12 protein-coding genes are annotated in these 16061 nt (G+C 72.3%); 7 read left to right on the top strand and 5 right to left on the bottom strand.

Translation table 11 applies throughout. The features are described from left to right. Positions 1 to 116: 116 nt before the first annotated feature. The 3 genes from ACQPYZ_RS20330 to ACQPYZ_RS20320 all read left to right on the top strand — a co-directional run bounded on the left by ACQPYZ_RS20330 (position 117) and on the right by ACQPYZ_RS20320 (position 4417). Positions 117 to 2936: a helix-turn-helix transcriptional regulator gene (locus ACQPYZ_RS20330; RefSeq protein ID WP_433158177.1), complete on the top strand. Its 2820-nt coding sequence runs from the start codon at positions 117 to 119 to the stop codon at positions 2934 to 2936. Positions 2937 to 3047: 111 nt separating this feature from the next. Next, positions 3048 to 3506 carry a VOC family protein gene (locus ACQPYZ_RS20325; RefSeq protein ID WP_433158174.1) on the top strand — a complete coding sequence of 153 codons (459 nt, stop codon included), beginning with the start codon at positions 3048 to 3050 and terminating at the stop codon, positions 3504 to 3506. A 53-nt stretch (positions 3507 to 3559) separates the two neighbouring features. Further along, positions 3560 to 4417: an enoyl-CoA hydratase/isomerase family protein gene (locus ACQPYZ_RS20320; RefSeq protein WP_433158171.1), complete on the top strand. Its 858-nt coding sequence runs from the start codon at positions 3560 to 3562 to the stop codon at positions 4415 to 4417. A gap of 40 nt (positions 4418 to 4457) precedes the next feature. Here the strand turns inward: ACQPYZ_RS20320 and ACQPYZ_RS20315 are convergent, their stop codons facing one another. Then, the gene (locus tag ACQPYZ_RS20315; protein WP_433158168.1) at positions 4458 to 5180 is read right to left on the bottom strand and encodes an SDR family oxidoreductase; all 723 of its coding nucleotides are present in this window, start codon (positions 5178 to 5180) and stop codon (positions 4458 to 4460) included. Between the two features lie 213 nt (positions 5181 to 5393). Between ACQPYZ_RS20315 and ftsH the strand changes: the two genes are divergently transcribed. Together ftsH and ACQPYZ_RS20305 are read left to right on the top strand one after the other, a co-directional pair. Continuing rightward, positions 5394 to 7352 carry an ATP-dependent zinc metalloprotease FtsH gene (gene ftsH, locus ACQPYZ_RS20310; protein ID WP_433158165.1) on the top strand — a complete coding sequence of 653 codons (1959 nt, stop codon included), beginning with the start codon at positions 5394 to 5396 and terminating at the stop codon, positions 7350 to 7352. Between the two features lie 29 nt (positions 7353 to 7381). After that, positions 7382 to 8407 (top strand): NADPH:quinone reductase, encoded by a 1026-nt coding sequence (locus tag ACQPYZ_RS20305; protein ID WP_433158163.1) that lies wholly within the window; start codon positions 7382 to 7384, stop codon positions 8405 to 8407. Positions 8408 to 8927: 520 nt separating this feature from the next. On the opposite strand, the gene ACQPYZ_RS20300 is transcribed toward ACQPYZ_RS20305, so the two are convergent. The 3 genes from ACQPYZ_RS20300 to ACQPYZ_RS20290 all read right to left on the bottom strand — a co-directional run bounded on the left by ACQPYZ_RS20300 (position 8928) and on the right by ACQPYZ_RS20290 (position 11723). Then, positions 8928 to 10256 (bottom strand): dihydrolipoyl dehydrogenase family protein, encoded by a 1329-nt coding sequence (locus ACQPYZ_RS20300; protein ID WP_433158160.1) that lies wholly within the window; start codon positions 10254 to 10256, stop codon positions 8928 to 8930. Beyond that, positions 10253 to 10885: a VOC family protein gene (locus ACQPYZ_RS20295; RefSeq protein ID WP_433158157.1), complete on the bottom strand. Its 633-nt coding sequence runs from the start codon at positions 10883 to 10885 to the stop codon at positions 10253 to 10255. Before ACQPYZ_RS20295 ends, ACQPYZ_RS20300 begins: the two co-directional genes overlap by 4 nt. Positions 10886 to 10976: 91 nt before the next feature. Then, the gene (locus tag ACQPYZ_RS20290; protein ID WP_433158154.1) at positions 10977 to 11723 is read right to left on the bottom strand and encodes an orotate phosphoribosyltransferase; all 747 of its coding nucleotides are present in this window, start codon (positions 11721 to 11723) and stop codon (positions 10977 to 10979) included. A gap of 207 nt (positions 11724 to 11930) precedes the next feature. On the opposite strand from ACQPYZ_RS20290, the gene ACQPYZ_RS20285 reads away from it, so the two are divergent. Both ACQPYZ_RS20285 and ACQPYZ_RS20280 read left to right on the top strand, forming a co-directional pair. Then, on the top strand, positions 11931 to 12398 hold the full coding sequence (locus ACQPYZ_RS20285; protein WP_433158151.1) for a hypothetical protein: 468 nt from the start codon (positions 11931 to 11933) through the stop codon (positions 12396 to 12398). Between the two features lie 5 nt (positions 12399 to 12403). Next, positions 12404 to 13219 carry an alpha/beta hydrolase gene (locus tag ACQPYZ_RS20280; RefSeq protein WP_433158149.1) on the top strand — a complete coding sequence of 272 codons (816 nt, stop codon included), beginning with the start codon at positions 12404 to 12406 and terminating at the stop codon, positions 13217 to 13219. 81 nt (positions 13220 to 13300) lie between these two features. On the opposite strand, the gene ACQPYZ_RS20275 is transcribed toward ACQPYZ_RS20280, so the two are convergent. After that, complete coding sequence (locus ACQPYZ_RS20275; protein ID WP_433158146.1) at positions 13301 to 16027, bottom strand: helix-turn-helix transcriptional regulator; 2727 nt, start codon at positions 16025 to 16027, stop codon at positions 13301 to 13303. Between the last annotated feature and the right edge of the window lie 34 nt (positions 16028 to 16061).

Below are 16061 nucleotides of genomic sequence, written 5' to 3'. Positions count from 1 at the left end.
CTGACCAGATTCCGCGCGCGGCTGCCTGGTCGCGCCCGGCAGGGTGACTGGGCTGCGCTGACTGGCCGGCGGGACCAGGGGTTGCCCTGCGGCCGGGCGAGCGCATAGCCTCGCGCGTGTCGGAGTCGGCGGTTGGGTCGCGTCTGCTCGGCCGGCGCAGCGAGTGCGCCGCGCTGGATGAGCTGATCGCGGCCGTCCGCGCCGGCCAGAGCCGGGCGCTGGTGCTTCGCGGTGACGCCGGCGTCGGCAAGAGCGCGTTGCTCGACTACCTGGTGGACCACAGCTCGCGGCTGCGCGTCGTCCGTACGTCGGGCATCGAGTCCGAGATGGAGCTCGTGTTCGCGGCCTTGCATCAGTTGTGCGCACCGTTCGCGGACCACCAGGAAGCGCTTCCCGGTCCGCAGCGCGACGCGCTCCTGACCGCCCTTGGTGTTCGAGAGGGCGACGCTCCGGACCGGTACCTGGTCGGCCTGGCGGTGCTGAGCCTGCTGACGGACGTCGCGGAGCAGCGCCCACTGATCTGCGTGGTGGACGACGCGCAGTGGCTCGACGCGGCGTCCGCGCAGGCGATGGCCTTCGTCGCCCGTCGGCTCGGCGCGGAGTCGGTCGGGCTCGTCTTCGCGACCCGTGGAGCCACCACCGAGCGGCAGTTGGAGGGGCTTCCCGAGCTGCTCGTTCCGGGCCTGGACGATGCCGACGCGCGGGCGCTGCTGCACGCGGTGGTGCCCGGTCCGTTGGACGAACGGGTGCTGGACCGCATCGTCGCGGAGACCCGGGGGAACCCGTTGGCCCTGCTGGAACTGCCGCGCGGCCGCTCGCCGGCCGAGCTTGCGGGCGGGTTCGGGCTGGCGGACAACCTCACACCGGACCTCAGGTCGGACAACCTCAGCCCGGACGGCGACGGTCCGGCGCTGGCCGGCCGGATCGAGCAGGCGTTCCGGGAGCGGCTGGCGCAGTTGCCGCCGGCAACGTGTCTGCTACTGCTCGTCGCCGCGGCCGAGCCGGCCGGCGATCCGTTGCTGGTCTGGCGGGCGGCTGCCGCGCTGGGTGTCGACGCCGACGCGGCCGGGGCGGCGACGCATGCGGGGCTGATCGAGTTCGGCACGCAGGTGCGCTTCCGGCATCCGCTCGTACGCTCAGCTGTGTACGGCGGCGCCGATCCCGCCCGGCGTCGGCAGGTACATCGCGCGCTCGCGGAGGTGACCGATGCCGAGACCGACGCGGACCGCCGCGCGTGGCATCTCGCGCACGCGACGTCCGGCCTCGACGACGACGTGGCCGCCGAGCTGGAGCGCTCGGCGGCACGGGCCCGCGCCCGGGGCGGCCTCGCGGCGGACGCCGCGTTCCGTGAGCGCGCGGCTGAGCTGACCGCCGACCCGGTACGTCGTGCCCAACGGGTCCTGGCCGCGGCCCAGAGCAAGCACCAGGCCGGCGCCCACGAGTCGGCCGTTCGGCTCCTGGCCACCGCCGAGGCAGGACCGCTCGAGGACCGCGACCGCGCCCGGGCCCAGTTGCTGCAGGCGCAGATCGCCTTCTCGCGAACGCGGGGCCGGGACGCACCGCCGCTGCTGCTCGACGCGGCCCGGCGGTTGGAGAAGGTCGACGAGACCCTGGCGCGCGAGACATACCTCGACGCGTTCGCCGCCGCCTTCTCCGCCGGACAACTGGTCGAACGTGGCGATGCGGCAGAGGTCGCTGCTGCGGTCCTGGCCGCCGACTGGGGACCCGCGCGGCGTCCGTGCGACCTGCTGCTCGAGGGGCTCGCCCTGCTCACAGCGCGGGGCTATCGCGTGGGCGCGGAGCCCTTGAAGGTAGCGCTGCGTGCCTTCCGTGAGCAGCCGGTCTCGGAGGACGAGGAACTGCGCTGGCTGTGGCTGGCCTGTCATACCGCCCGGACGCTGGGCGACGACGCCGCCTGGGACGAGCTCACCGCACGCCAGGTCGCGCTCGCCCGCGGCACTGGCGCGCTGGCCGTTCTCCCCGTCGCGCTCAGCGACCGCCTCACGGTCGAGCTGTTCTCCGGACGGCTGGCGATCGCGACGTCGCTGGCCGCCGAGGCGGACGCGGTCGTCGAGCTGACGAACAGCCGGCTGATGCTGCGCGGGCCGATCGCGATCGCCAACTGGCGTGGGCGCGAAGCCGAGTCCGCGGCACTCACCAAGCAACGCCGCGAGGACGCCGTACGCCGAGGGGAGGGACTGTGGATCGTCGCCAACGACTGGGGAAACGCGCTGCGATGCAACGGGCTCGGTCAGTACGACGAAGCGCTGGCCGCGGCCGAGCGAGCCGTCGAGGTACCCAACGCACTAGGGCTCCCGCTGCTCCTGCTGGCCGAGCTCATCGAGGCCGCGGTGCGCAGCGGCCGCCCGCAGCGCGCGGTCGCCGCGCTCGAGCGCGTGGGGGAGATCGCGGAGTCGTGCGGGACGGACTGGGCGCTCGGGACACATGCGGAGTCGGCCGCACTGTGCACGGACGGACCCGCGGCCGAGGCGCTGTACCGAGAGGCGATCGACCGCCTGTCGCGCCTGCATCCGCGGGGGACCAGCAAGCTGGCGCGCGTCCACCTCGTGTACGGCGAATGGCTGCGACGGGAGCGGCGCCGCGTCGACGCCCGCGAGCAACTCCGGATCGCGCACGACCTGCTCGCCACCATGGGCATGGAGGGATTCGCGCAGCGTGCCCGGCGCGAGCTGCTGGCCACCGGTGAGACGGTCCGCAAACGCACGCCCGAGACCCTCGGGGACCTGACCCCGCAGGAGTTGCAGATCGCCCGGATGGCGGCCGACGGGCAGACCAACCCGGAGATCGGAGCCCAGCTGTTCCTCAGCCGTCGCACCGTCGAGTGGCACCTGCGGAAGGTCTTCGACAAGCTCGGCGTCACCTCCCGCCGGGAGCTGCGGTCGGCCGTCCCCGGCGTCGGCGTCGCCCCGGCCTGACGCGCCCTGGCCGCGCAGAACCAGGGACTCTGCCTGGTACGACGGCCGGCGCGCGGAGCGAGGGTGGATGAGCCGCTCAAGGCACTCCACCGAGCAGAAGGAATGAGAACCATGGACGTGAACCTCGAGATCGTGAGCATCCCGGTCTCCGACGTCGACAAGGCGCTGGAGTTCTACCACGAACGCCTCGGCTGGCGACTCGACACCGACGTCAGCATCGGCGCCGTCCGCCTCGTGCAGATCACCCCGACCGGCGCGGGCCACGTGTCGATCGCGTTCGGCAGCGGCGTACCGCAGGGCGAGCCGGGGTCGATCCGGCACCTGGAGCTGGTGACCGCGGACATCGTTGCCACCCACAAGGAACTGGTCGAGCGCGGGATCGACGTGAGCGAGATCTACCACGGCGCCGGCAGCCCGTTCTTCCCCGAGGCGCGGATCCCCGGCCCGGACCCCGAGCGCACGAGCTACGCGTCGTACGCCTCGTTCGCGGACCCGGACGGCAACGGCTGGACGCTGCAGGAGGTCACCACGCGGCGGCCGGGGCGGGAGCCCGGAGGACAGGCCCAGTGACAAGCGAAGTGACAAGGACAGTGACAGGCACAGGGCGGGACGAAGGAGGCAAGATGTCCACCGAGAGTGAGACGGTCGCGCGGCAGTTCGTGGTCGACGAGGTGTCCCCGTCGTACTGGCGGGTGACGTTCTCGAACGGCCCGGTGAACCTGCTCGACCCCGACTCGGTCGAGCAGCTCGCGGAGCTGATCACCCGGATCGAGGAGTCGCCGACGCTGACCGTGGTCGTGTTCGACAGCGCGAACCCGGAGTTCTTCATGGCGCACTGGGACTTCCAGGCCGACCAGGCCCGGGTCGCCGCGATGCCGCCCGGCCCGACCGGGCTGCACCCGTACGTCGACAACCTGATCCGGCTGAGCAAGGTGCCGGCGGTGACGATCTCGTCCATCCGCGGACGGGCCCGCGGCGGGGGCAGCGAGTTCGTGCTGGCGACCGACATCCGGTTCGCCGGTGACCGGGCGACGCTCGGGCAGTTCGAGGTCGGGGTCGGCGCGGTTCCGGGTGGCGGCCCGATGGCCCGGCTCGCCCGCCTGGTCGGGCGCGGCCGGGCGGCCGAGATCCTGCTCGGCGGCGACGACATCCCGGCCGACCTGGCCGAGCGGTACGGGTACGTGAACCGCGTGCTTCCGGACGCCGGGCTGGCCGGATTCGTGGACGCGTTCGCGCGCCGGATCGCGGGCTTCGACAAGGAGGCGATCGTCAGCACGAAGGCGTTGCTGGACGTCGCCTCGCTGCCGCCGGACGAGGAGTTCGGACCGGGCCTGGCCGCGTTCTTCCGGACCGCGGGCCGGCCCGAGAACGCGGCCCGGGTCAGGCACCTGTTCGAGAACGGCCTGCAGACGCCGGCCGGGGTCGAGCAGGACCTGGGCCGTGCCGTCGGCGACGTCGCCCAGCGTCCAGGCGTCGCCTAGCATCCAGACGTCAGCTAGCCGTGCAGACGTCGCCGCGCGGTCAGAGGAGTTGCTGACCGCCGTCGATGTCGTACGTCGCGCCGGTCAGCGCGGTGTTCGTCATCAGGTGGACCGCCAGCGCGGCGACGTCGGACGGCTGGACGACCCGGCCGATCGGCAGCGTCTCCCGAAGCTCCGTACGGCGGGCGTCCAGCCGGTCACCGAGCAACGACGCGGACAGCGGCGTGTCCACGAACCCTGCGGCGATCAGGTTCACGCGGACCGGCGCGACCTCGAGGGCCAGACTCGCGGTCAGCGCCGGTAGCGCCGCGGTCATCGCGGACGTGATGCCGATCCCGATCGACGGCCGGCGGGCGCCCGTACCGCCCATGAAGAGCAGGCTCCCGCCGGGACGGACCTTGCCGGACGCGTAGCGGGCGACGCCGAGCATGAGCATCGGGTGCTCCTGCAGCGCACGTCGTACCTCGGCGAAATCCATGTCGGCCAGGGACGCGTAGTACGGACCGCCAGCCGTGACCAGCACGTGGTCGAGCGGCCCGTCCAGTCCGGCGAAGAAGCTCTTCAGGTCATCTGTTTCGTTGGCGTCGAAAGTCGCTCGGGCGATCGCCCCGACCTCGGCCGCCGCGCGCTCGAGCCGCTGCCGATCGCGTCCGGTGAGGACGACGTCGGCGCCGGCGGCGCGCGCCTGCCTGGCGGTCTCCAGGCCGATGCCGGCGCTGCCGCCGACGACCACGACCGTCTGTCCCTTCAGGTCTCCGCTCATGGGGTCTCCTCGGAATGAGTGGAAGTCATTGCCCGGCCCGCGTCCCGGGTGGATGCTGCCATCAACGGTCGCTCATCGACGGGCCGGTCGCACCAGGGAACGCCCCTTGACCTCAGGTCCGGCGTGGAGCGCCGGGACCAGGGAGTCTCACGGGTTCGACGGGGGCGCGCTCGACCGACGATGGAGAGCATCCCGAACACAACGGAGGACGAGATGGGTGGCCAGGATCAGCGGCAGGGTGAGCAGCCGGCGCCGGATCGTGACGAACGCATGGGCGGTTCGCGGCGGCGTGACGAGCCGCCGTGGCGGACGGAGGGCCTGCCCGCCGGCAAGGGCGGCGGCCCGGCGCGGCCGCGGTGGCTCAAGGTGGTCGGCTGGATCGTCGGCGGCTACCTGCTCCTGTTCCTGCTGACGTCCGTGCAGGACGAGATGTCGGGCCGGGCGGAGACGATCGCCTACACCGAGTTCACCACGCAGGTGGAGAAGGGCAACGTCGCCGAGGTCTTCGCGCGCGGCGACACGATCGAGGGCCAGTTGAAGGACGCCGCGTCCGTGCCCGGCAACACCGACACGTCGTACACGAAGTTCACCACCGAGCGGCCGACGTTCGCAAACGACAATCTGTACGCCGCGCTGGAGAAGAGCGGCACCACCGTCCGGGCGACGCCGGTGGTCCAGCAGCGGGGCGCCTTCTGGAACCTGCTGATCGCGTTCGCGCCGATCCTGTTGCTGGTCGGGTTCTACCTGTGGCTGTTCCGCCGCCAGCAGCGCTCCGCCGCCGGCGGGCTGGGCGGCCTGCTCGGGAGCGGGCAGAAGAAGCCGGTCGACCCCGAGAGCGTGCGCACCACGTTCGCCGACGTCGCCGGGATCGACGAGGTGGAGGCGGAGATCACCGAGATCGTCGACTACCTCAAGGACCCGGACAAGTACCGGCGGCTGGGTGCTCGCGCGCCGAAGGGGGTGCTGCTGGCCGGTGCGCCCGGCACCGGGAAGACCCTGCTCGCCCGTGCCACCGCCGGCGAGGCCGGCGTGCCGTTCTTCTCGGCCAGCGCCTCGGAGTTCATCGAGGCGATCGTCGGCGTCGGCGCCAGCCGGGTACGGCAACTGTTCGCGGAGGCGCGGAAGGTGGCGCCGGCGATCGTGTTCATCGACGAGATCGACACCATCGGCCGAGCGCGCGGCGGTGGCCGTTCGATCGGCGGTCATGACGAGGGCGAGCAGACGCTGAACCAGATCCTCACCGAGATGGACGGATTCTCCGGCACCGAGGGCGTGGTCGTGCTGGCGGCGACCAACCGGCCCGACGTACTCGATCCGGCGCTGCTGCGACCGGGACGGTTCGACCGGACGATCACCGTGCACGCTCCCGACCAGCCCGGACGGCTGGCCATCCTGCGCGTGCACGCGCGTGGCAAACCCCTCGCCGCCGACGTCGACCTCGCCGCGATGGCGAAGTCCACGCCGGGCATGACCGGCGCCGACCTCGCGAACCTGCTGAACGAGGCCGCGCTGGCCGCGGCCCGCGGCGGGCGGTCGGAGATCCGCCAGCACGACCTGACCGACGCGCTCGAGAAGATCCAGCTCGGCACCGCGCGGAACGTGGTGATGCCGGCCGAGGAGCGCCGCCGTACCGCCTACCACGAGGGCGGGCACGCGCTGCTGGGCATGATCCAGGTTGGCGCCGACCCGGTCCGCAAGGTCTCGATCATTCCGCGTGGCCGCGCCCTCGGTGTCACCCTGTCCACCCCGGAGATGGACCGCTACGGGTACGACGCGGAGTACCTGCGCGGCCGGATCATCGGCGCACTGGGCGGGATGGCGGCCGAGCAGGAGGTCCTCGGCGTCGTCACCACCGGCGCCGAGAGCGACCTGGAGACCGCGACCCGGATCGCCCGCTCGATGGTCGGCCGGTGGGGGATGTCGGCCGCGGTCGGCCCGGTCTCGGTCATCCCGGCCGAGGGGGATCCACGCGGCATGGCCTCGGACTCGCTCCTGAACACCGTCGACGAAGAGGTACGCCGCCTCATCGACGAGTGCTACCAAGAAGCCCGGAGGCTGCTGCGCGAGAACCGCGAACGCCTCGACGGCATCGCCGAACAACTCCTCATCCACGAGACCCTCGACGAGACCGACGCGTACGCCGCCGCCGGCGTGGATCGCACCCTGGCCTGACACTCGGCCACCTGTCCGGACGGAGGCCCATGAAGGCGATCACGTACACGCAGGCCGGCAACCCGTCGGTCCTGGAGCTGACCGACCGGCCGATGGCCGACCCGGGTGACGGTGAGGTCCGGATCCGGGTGATGGTCTCCGGCGTGAACCCGACCGACTGGAAGTCGCGCAGTGGTGCGTTCGGTGCTGAGCCGGCCGAGGCGACGGTGCCCAACCACGACGGCGCCGGGATGATCGACGCGGTCGGTCCCGGGGTGGACGGCTTCACCGTCGGCGACCGCGTCTGGGTCACGCTCGCCGGCGACGGCCGCCCGTCCTCGGGTACCGCGCAGGAGTTCACCGTCGTACCCTCCGAACGCGTCTTCCCGTTGCCGGCGGGCGCCGACTTCGAGCTCGGCGCGAGTATCGGCATCCCGGCGGTCACCGCCTACCGTGCGCTGACGGTCGGGGAGGACGGGCCGTCGCGGCTACAGCCCGGGGCGTACGCCGGCCGGACCGTACTGGTCGCGGGCGGTGCCGGTGCGGTCGGCAACGCCGCGATCCAGCTCGCGCGCTGGGCCGGCGCGACCGTCATCACCACGGTCAGTCGCGAGGCGAAGGCCACGCTGGCGACAGCGGCCGGCGCCCACCACGTGGTCAACTACACCAGGCCGGACGCCGCCGAGCTGATCAAGCGCGTCGCCCCGGACGGTGTCGACCTCGTCGTCGAGGTCGCCGCGGGCGCCAACGCCGACCTCGACCTCGCCGTACTACGTCCGCGCGGGGCGATCGCGATCTACGCCAACGACGGCGGGACCCCGTTCGAGCTCGACGTACGCCGGAACATGGGCCTGAACACCCGCTACCAGTTCGTCCTGCTCTACACCCTCGGCTGGGACCGGATCGCGGCCGCCGCGGCCGACATCAACGACGCCATCGCAGCCGGCGCCTACCGGGTAGGCCACCAGTCCGGCCTCCCCCTCCACCACTATCAACTAGAGGACACAGCCGACGCCCACGCCGCCGTCGAATCCGGCACCACCGGCAAAGTCCTCATCACCATCCCAACAACCTAGCCCCCCGCCACCCTCCGGGCCCGGCCACCCACTCCGGGGCCCCACCCACTCCCGGCACCCCACTCCGCGGCATCCACCCACTCCGCGGGATCCGCCGACTCCGCGGGATCCGCCGACTCCGCGGCACCCGGCCCTGCTCGCTCCGCGGCACCCTCTCGCGGCGCCCGCCCACGCCGCGGTCGCTTGACTGGATATCCCCTCAAATTGCCCCTTCTCCCACCCTATTCAGGCGGGAGAAGGGGCAATTTCAGGGGTTCTCCGCTGAAACGCCCGCGCCAGGTGGCGGGCGCGGGCGACGGGTGCGGCGCCGGGGCCGGGGGCGGGTGGATGGGGGTGGTGGTGCAGATCGACAGGAGGTGTGGGGTTCTTGAGCCTGATTGGTGGTGGGTTCACGCGGGGGCCCGGGGAGTAGTGGGCGTATACGTCCTGTCGCAATGCGCTGGCGTCCAGGCGACTGGAGCTAAATGGGCCCCGCCGGCCGGCGTGTCGGGGGACGTGGTTGCCGGGCGGCGGGGCTGGGTCAGTGGTGGGTCTTGGCGGTCAGGGCCTTGAGGGCTTCGATGTAGATCTCGGAGAAGGTGGGGAAGGGCTGGATGGTGTCGAGGAGGACGTCGAGTGGAATGCGGGCGCGGATCGCGAGGGTCGCCTGCTGGAGCCACTCGCCGGCTTCCGGGCCGAGCGCGTAGGCACCGACGAGGCGTTCGCCGTCGCTCAGGAGCGTCAGGAATCCGTTGCTCTCGGCGTACTTATGGGTGTACGTCGCCGTCTTCGCCACGTCCCGGAGCGCGATCGTCGCGTGGTAGCGGGCGGCGGTGGTGCCGACCGCGGCGGCGGCCGGGTCGGTGAACGCGACCCGCGGTACGGCGTCGTAGTTCGCCACCCGGTTCCCGCCGAGGATGTTGCCGGCCACGACCCGGGCCTGGTACTTGCCGACGTGGGTGAGCAGCCAGATCCCGGTGACGTCGCCGACCGCCCAGGTCCGCTCGGCGACCCGCAGGTGGTCGTCCACCGGAACGCCGTGGGCGTCCGCCTTGATCCCGATCGTCTCCAGGCCGATGCCCTCGACCCGGGGCCGGCGGCCGGTGGCGACCAGGAGCCGGTCGCCGCGAACCTCGCGACCGTCGTCCAGGTCGAGGACGTAGTCGTCGCCGTCACGCCGGGCAGCGGTCGCCCGGGCACCGAGGATCAGTTCGATCCCGTCGCGACGCAGCACCTCGCCGAGAGCCTCGCCGAGTGGCGCGGCCTCGCGCGGAAGGACCTGCTCGGCGGACTCGACCAGGACGACCTCGCCGCCGAGTCGCCGGACCACCTGCGCCAGCTCCAGGCCGACCGGCCCGCCGCCCAGGACGACCAGACGTCGCGAGACCGCCTTCATGCTGGTCGCCTCGCGGCTCGTCCACACGCCGTCGAGCTCGCGGAGCCCCGGGACCGGTGGGACGACCGCGTCGGACCCGTTCGCGAGTACGACGTGGTCCGCGGTGTACCGGGTGCCGTCGACGTCGACGACGCCCGTGCCCGCCAGCCGGCCGGTGCCGCGGATCAGGTCGATCTTGTTGTCGGCCAGCCACTTCTCCTGGCCGGCGTCGGAGTAGTCCGACACCATGTAGTCGCGCCAGGCCAGTGTTGCCTCGACGTCGACCGTCGCCGGGGCGGCCGCGTCGTTCGCCGCCTGGGCCGCCTCGCCCGGACGCAGCAGGGACTTGGACGGGATGCACGCCCAGTACGAGCACTCACCGCCGACGAGCTCACGCTCGACCACCGCGACCTTGAGGCCGCCGGCGGCGAGCGCCCCGGCGGCGTGCTCACCAGGTGAGCCGCCGCCGATCACGATGACGTCGTAGTCACTCATTGCGGGAGCTCCTGGCCGGTCCGCTCGGCGACCATGTACGTCGCGTACCACTCGGGCCACTGCTCGTCGTACTCGCCGCCGTTGCGCTTCTCGTGCTCGCCGTGAGCGGTCGCCGCGCGCTGCAACGCCTGCTGCAGGTCCTCGACCGAGGTGTACGTCGTCTCCGCGGGGTCGACGCGGCCGGGCAGGCGGGTGGTGACCTCCTGCAGCAGCCAGGTGTTGCCGTCGGGGTCGTCGAACGTCGCGAACGAGCCGTAGCTGGCGCGCTCGTCGGCCGGCCCGGTGGCGCGGTCACTGACGTCCTCGCGCTGGAACTGCGCGCCCGGGGTGGTCGGGTGGAACGCCTCGCTGACCTCGACTCCGCGTGCCGCCAGCTCGTCGCGGGCGGTCTGGATGTCGGAGACGACCAGGTACAGCCCCTGGGCCGAGCCCGGGGTGGCGGTGGTGATGTTCGTGCCGAACTGCACGGACGCCGGCGAGCCCGGCGGGGTGAACTGAACGACGCGGAAGCCGTTGTCGAAGGCGAAGTCGGCGTCGAGGCGCCAGTCCAGCTTCTGGTAGAAGTCCTTCGCCTTGTCGACGTCCGTGACCGGGATGACGACCGCTTCGAACTTGTAGTCGGTGCTCACTGTTTTCCTCCTGTGGTGGGTGGTTTCACAATTCACTGTGGCTCGGTGCGAGCCGTGTCGCACCAGTGCCGGCCACTGGTCTTGGCGCGGGTCAGGCCGCGGTCCGGTCGAGAAGCGACCACCGGGGGTCGTCGTCGGGCCAGTGGTTGACCAGGGCGTCGACGGCGAGCGTGTGGACGGCCGGGTCGAGCACTCCGCGGTCGGTCGCCGCCGCGAGTACGCCGAGATAGGTGCTGACGGACTCGATCGGGAGCGTCGCCGCGGTCGGCGTGACGGATTCGGCGACGTCGCGCATGTCGACCAGGGTGAAGAGCCCGACGAGGATCGCGCCCTCGTCCCGGAGCTCGTCGGCGAACGCCTCGAGCGAGCCGCCGGAGGAGACGGCGTCGTCCACGAGCAGGACCCGTCGGCCGGCCACGGCGGGGCCGCGCACCCGCGGTTCATGGTCCTCGTGCCCGACGTACCCGGGCTTGCGGACGAAGGCGAACGGCAGGTCGCCGTCGAGCGCGACCGCGGCGGCGAGCGGGATGCCGCCGGTCTCCGCACCGACGATCACGTCGGCGCCGAGCCGGCGGGCGAACGCCACCCCGGGCGCGGCGAGCTCGTGGAGCAGGCGCGGGTCGCCGTACGCGTTCTCCAGTGAGAGCGGGTGCAGCGGCAGCCGGGTCTTCAGGTCCCAGTGGGACACACCGGTGCGCACGAGGCCGGGCACGGTGGCGAGGCGGGTGCGGAGGTCCGTCGTCGGGACGGCGGCCCGGGCGGACAGGTCGCCGGGGGCGACGAGTTGTACGCGGCGAGGGTTCGCGAGGCTCCGTGGAGCGATGGTCTGGATGGTCATGTCACGACCGTCCCGCTTCGGCGGTGCCGTCGAATCCGGTGTCGTCCCTGGAGTCGTCCCTGGTGCACCGTCACTGGCCGCCTGTCCGGCGCCGCCCGTGTCCCGCGTCTCACGCTGGTAGGCGGACCAGTGCCCGGTACTGGGGTGATGCGTCGATCACCGTCGCACAGTGGCGACAGCGACACCCCTTCGACGAACGGAAAGGCAATGACCACCATCCACTTCACCGAGGTCACCACCTCGACACCCGCGCAGTTCATCGCCGGGCTCACGGACTTCGGTCCCGGCCGCTCGGAGCTCTTCGGCAACAGCCACGACGACTTCCTCACCGTGCACGACCAAGGTCCTGGGTACGCCGACGTGACCGAGGGCTCGCCCGGGGTCTGGGAGCGCCTGCACTACGACTGGTCCGACCCGAACCACGTCGTCCTGACGACCACCGACTCCAACATCTGGGGCGGCCACTCGGGTCACACCTACACGCTCCGGCGGCGCGCGGACGGGGCCACCGAGATCGACGTCGAGATCGTCCGGGACGGCAAGAACCTCAAGGGCCGGCTGCTCGCCTCGGTGTTCCGGGTGGGCGGCAAGAGCGTGCTGCGCAAGGCCTTCGACGACTCCATCAGGGCCATCGAGGCCCGCAACGCCACCACGACCGTACGAACGGAGAACTGACAACCATGACGAAACTGATCCTCAAGGCACGGAGCCTGCTGGTCGCCGTGCTCGGCGCCGGCATCCTGCTGACCGGCGCGACCACCACGAACGCCGCGACCACCGCGGTCTCCGCCGAGACCCAGCAGTCGAAGGTGAAGCCGACGATCGTGCTCCTGCACGGCGCCTTCGCCGACGGCTCGAGCTGGTCCGGTGTCACCAGCCGGCTCCAGCGCGACGGCTACGACGTCGTTGCCCCGGCCGTGCCGTTGCGCGGGATCGCGGCCGACACGTCGTACCTGCGCGGCGTCCTGGCCACCATTCCCGGTCCGAAGGTGCTCGTCGGTCACTCCTACGGCGGCGCGCTGGTCAGCCAACTGGGCGACACCGCCGGCGTGAAGTCGCTGGTCTACGTGGCCGCGTTCATCCCCGAGGCGGGCGAGACGCTCGGTGCGCTGAACTCGCAGTTCCCCGGCAGCGAGCTCGACCAGGTGCTGACCCCGATCAGCTACCCCGGCGGGGTCGACCTCGCGGTGAACCCGCAGACGGCAGGTCCGGTTCTCGCGGCGGACATCCCGGCGCGGCAGGCGGCCGTTTTCGTGGCGGCGCAGCGGCCGGTCGTGGCCTCGGCGTTCACCGAGCCGGTCGGGCAGGCCGCTCCCGCGGCGTTGCCGAAGTACGCCGTCATCCCGACCGGTGACAAGGCGATCGCGCCGGCCGCCGAGCGGTTCATGGCCGACCGGGCGGGCGCGAAGAAGGTCGAGGTCCAGGGCGCGTCCCACCTGGTCGCGGTCTCGCAGTCCTCGGCGGTCACCCAGGTGATCGAGCGGGCCGCCCGTTGATCGATCCGCAGAACGAGCCGGCCGGAGCCTGACGCTCCGGCCGGCTGCGTTGTGTCGACGAAACCCCCGGCCCGGTGCTCTTCAGGCGGTCCGGGCGAGGGCGCCGCGCAGCTGCCGCCGCGAGCTGATGCCGAGCTTCGAGAACGTCTTTCGCAGGTGCCACTCGACGGTCCGCGGACTGATGTACAGCTGGGCGGCGATCTCCTGGTTGGTCAGGCCGTCCCGGGCGAGTCCGGCGATCTGCGCCTCCTGGGAGGTGAGGTCGTTGAGCGTCTCCGGCCGGCGTTTGCGGACCGTCTCACCGGTCGCGAGCAGCTCGTGGCGGGCGCGTTCCGCGAACGCCTCGAGGCCCATCGCATCCAGTTGTTCGTGGGCGGATCGCAGCTGGTCACGGGCGTCGACGCGACGACCCTCTCGTCGGAGCCATTCGCCGTACAGGAGCTGGGATCGTGCCTGCTGCACCCGGAGGCCGGTGCGGCTGAAGTGGTCGACGGATCTGCGGTACGCGTCCTCGTCGGAGTTCAGCAAGGCCTGGACGCGGGTCAACAGCCCGCGACCCCACGCGGTCGGGGTGGCTGTCGTGCGCTCGGTCAGCCAGCTGAGCGTGCTCTCCACCAGCTTCACGTCCCCAGTCCGTGACGCCGCCTCGGCGAGTTCGCCGACCACCAGGGCGCCGTACCCGAGGACGTCCTGGTCGAATACCTGTCGCGCGGCGTCCCGGGCGGTCTCGTAGCGGCCGAGTCCGTTGTGCAGCAAGGCGTTCGTGTACGTCGCGAACGCGGCCATCCGCCCCTGCTCGGCCTCGGTGGCCTCCTCGACGGTCGCGTTGATCAAACCGGTCGCGGCGGTCTCGTCGCCGCGCAGGCAGGCCAGCAGCAGCGCGCCCTGCCGGAGCCGGGGGTTGCCGGTGGCCGCCGCGATCTGGCGTTCTTCCTCGACGAGCGTGGCGACCGCCGTCAGGTCACCGGTCAGCGACTGGATGCTTGCGCGGAAGTTGAGCGCGTACTGGAGCTGTCTGAGCGCGCCGGTCTCACGGGCCAGCCGGTCCTGCCGGACGGCGAGCTCGAGGGCGGTCTCGTAGTCCCAGACCTCGATGGCGATGCTGCCGCCCGCGCGGTTGCCCGCCAGCCAGAGCCAGCTGCCGACGTCGTCGGTCCCGACAGCTTCCTCCCGGACCCGGGCCAACGCGGTGGTCAACAGTGGCGCGGCCGCGGCGTAGCCGCGGGTAAAGCGGATGGCGAGTGCCTGGAGCAGCAGGTCGGCCGGTGAGTCGGCTTCCAGCGGGGGAGGAGCCGCGCCCGCGGCGAAGGCGAGGATGCCGGGAACGCCGGGTCCGCTCGCCCAGATCGCGGCCGCCATGGCCTCCAGGTAGGTCATCCGAGCCCTGGCGGGATCGTGTGCGTCGAGCTGTCGGGCTGCGCTGAGCAACTGGCGGGCCGCGCTGCGGGCGTGGCCCTGGTCGAACGCGATCTCACCCCGCAGCCGCTCGACCTCGGCCGTTCGCAGCGCGTCCGGTGGTCCGCCGGCCACGCCGTTGAGCAGCCGCAACGCCGTGTCGAGCGCACCGGCGCTGCGCTTCGCGGCTGCCGCGGCCAGGGTTCGCTCGGCCCGGGCACCTGCGTCCGGGGTCAGCTCGGCGGCGCGTTCGAGGAAGCCGGCCCCGGCGCTCAGGCCGCCGCAACCCTGCGCCCGGCGCGCGGACCGTTCGAGCTCGGCGGCGACGTCCTCGTCCGGCAGGGCGGTCGCGTGCGCGCGGTGCCACGCGCGCCGGTCGGGCGCGGCCTCCGGATCGGTGACCTCCGCGAGGGCCCGATGGACCGTCTGGCGATCCTTCGGCGTGGCCAGCCGGTACGTCGCCGACCGCACCAGCGGATGCCGGAACCGGATGCTCTGGCCGAACGTGATGAGGCCGGACTCGATCGCACTCGCCGCCGGATCCGCGCCCAGGCCCAGCCGCTCGGCCGCCTGCCACAGCAGGGCCGCGTCGCCGAGCGGTTCGGCCGCGGCCGTCAGGAGGAGGAGCCGGGTCTCGGCCGGCAACGCCTCGATACGCCGGACGAACCCTGCTTCCAGCCGGCTCGACAAGGTCTCCGTCGCGTCGCGGCCCACGAGCTCGGTCACGCTCCACGCCCGCGGCAGCTCGAGCAGCGCCAGCGGGTTGCCGCGCGTCTCGGCGACGATCCGGTCCCGGACCCGCGGATCGATCGGACCAGGCAGGACCGAGTCCAGCAAGGCCCGGGCGTCGGCGTCGTCCAGGCCGCGCACCTCGAGCTCCGGCAGGCCGTCGAACTCGTGCGCCTCGCTGTGGCGGACGGCGAAGATCATCACCACCGACTCCGCCGCCAGCCGCCGTGCGACGAACGCGAGCACCTGGGCGGAGACCCGGTCGAGCCACTGCGCGTCGTCGACGAGGCACGCGACCGGCACCTGTGCGGCGGCGTCGGACAGCAGGTTCAGGACCGCCAGACCGACCAGGAACCGGTCCGGAACCGGGCCTGCCACTGTGCCGAACGCCGTCCGGAGCGCGTCGTGCTGCGGACGCGGCAGGCGGTCGATCCCGTCCAGGAACGGTTGGCACAACTGCTGCAGTCCGGCGAACGCGAAGTCCAGCTCGGACTCGACCCCGGTGGCGCGGGCGATCCGGTAGGACTGGCTGCGGGCCGCCAGCGAGTCCAGCAGGGCCGACTTGCCGACCCCGGCCTCGCCGCAGAGCACCAGCACTCCGCTCTGGCCGGTCCGCGCGGCGCTGAACAATCCGTCCAGTACGGCGTTCTCCTGCCGCCGGCCGCGCAGCTCACGATCTGTCATCCCCACCCCGCCGCCACCCCGCCGTCACCATGGC

The sequence above is a fragment of the Kribbella sp. CA-247076 genome, from assembly GCF_050942445.1.
In the GTDB taxonomy this organism is placed as follows: Bacteria; Actinomycetota; Actinomycetes; order Propionibacteriales; family Kribbellaceae; genus Kribbella.
This window is presented reverse-complemented; position numbering and strand designations above follow the sequence as displayed.

Coding starts and splice junctions, on each gene's coding strand:
- ACQPYZ_RS20280 (WP_433158149.1), top strand. CDS start 12,404: ATGACGAAACTGATCCTCAAGGCACGGAGCCTGCTGGTCGCCGTGCTC.
- ftsH (WP_433158165.1), top strand. CDS start 5,394: ATGGGTGGCCAGGATCAGCGGCAGGGTGAGCAGCCGGCGCCGGATCGT.
- ACQPYZ_RS20275 (WP_433158146.1), bottom strand. CDS start 16,027: ATGACAGATCGTGAGCTGCGCGGCCGGCGGCAGGAGAACGCCGTACTG.
- ACQPYZ_RS20285 (WP_433158151.1), top strand. CDS start 11,931: ATGACCACCATCCACTTCACCGAGGTCACCACCTCGACACCCGCGCAG.
- ACQPYZ_RS20290 (WP_433158154.1), bottom strand. CDS start 11,723: ATGACCATCCAGACCATCGCTCCACGGAGCCTCGCGAACCCTCGCCGC.
- ACQPYZ_RS20315 (WP_433158168.1), bottom strand. CDS start 5,180: ATGAGCGGAGACCTGAAGGGACAGACGGTCGTGGTCGTCGGCGGCAGC.
- ACQPYZ_RS20325 (WP_433158174.1), top strand. CDS start 3,048: ATGGACGTGAACCTCGAGATCGTGAGCATCCCGGTCTCCGACGTCGAC.
- ACQPYZ_RS20305 (WP_433158163.1), top strand. CDS start 7,382: ATGAAGGCGATCACGTACACGCAGGCCGGCAACCCGTCGGTCCTGGAG.
- ACQPYZ_RS20320 (WP_433158171.1), top strand. CDS start 3,560: ATGTCCACCGAGAGTGAGACGGTCGCGCGGCAGTTCGTGGTCGACGAG.
- ACQPYZ_RS20300 (WP_433158160.1), bottom strand. CDS start 10,256: ATGAGTGACTACGACGTCATCGTGATCGGCGGCGGCTCACCTGGTGAG.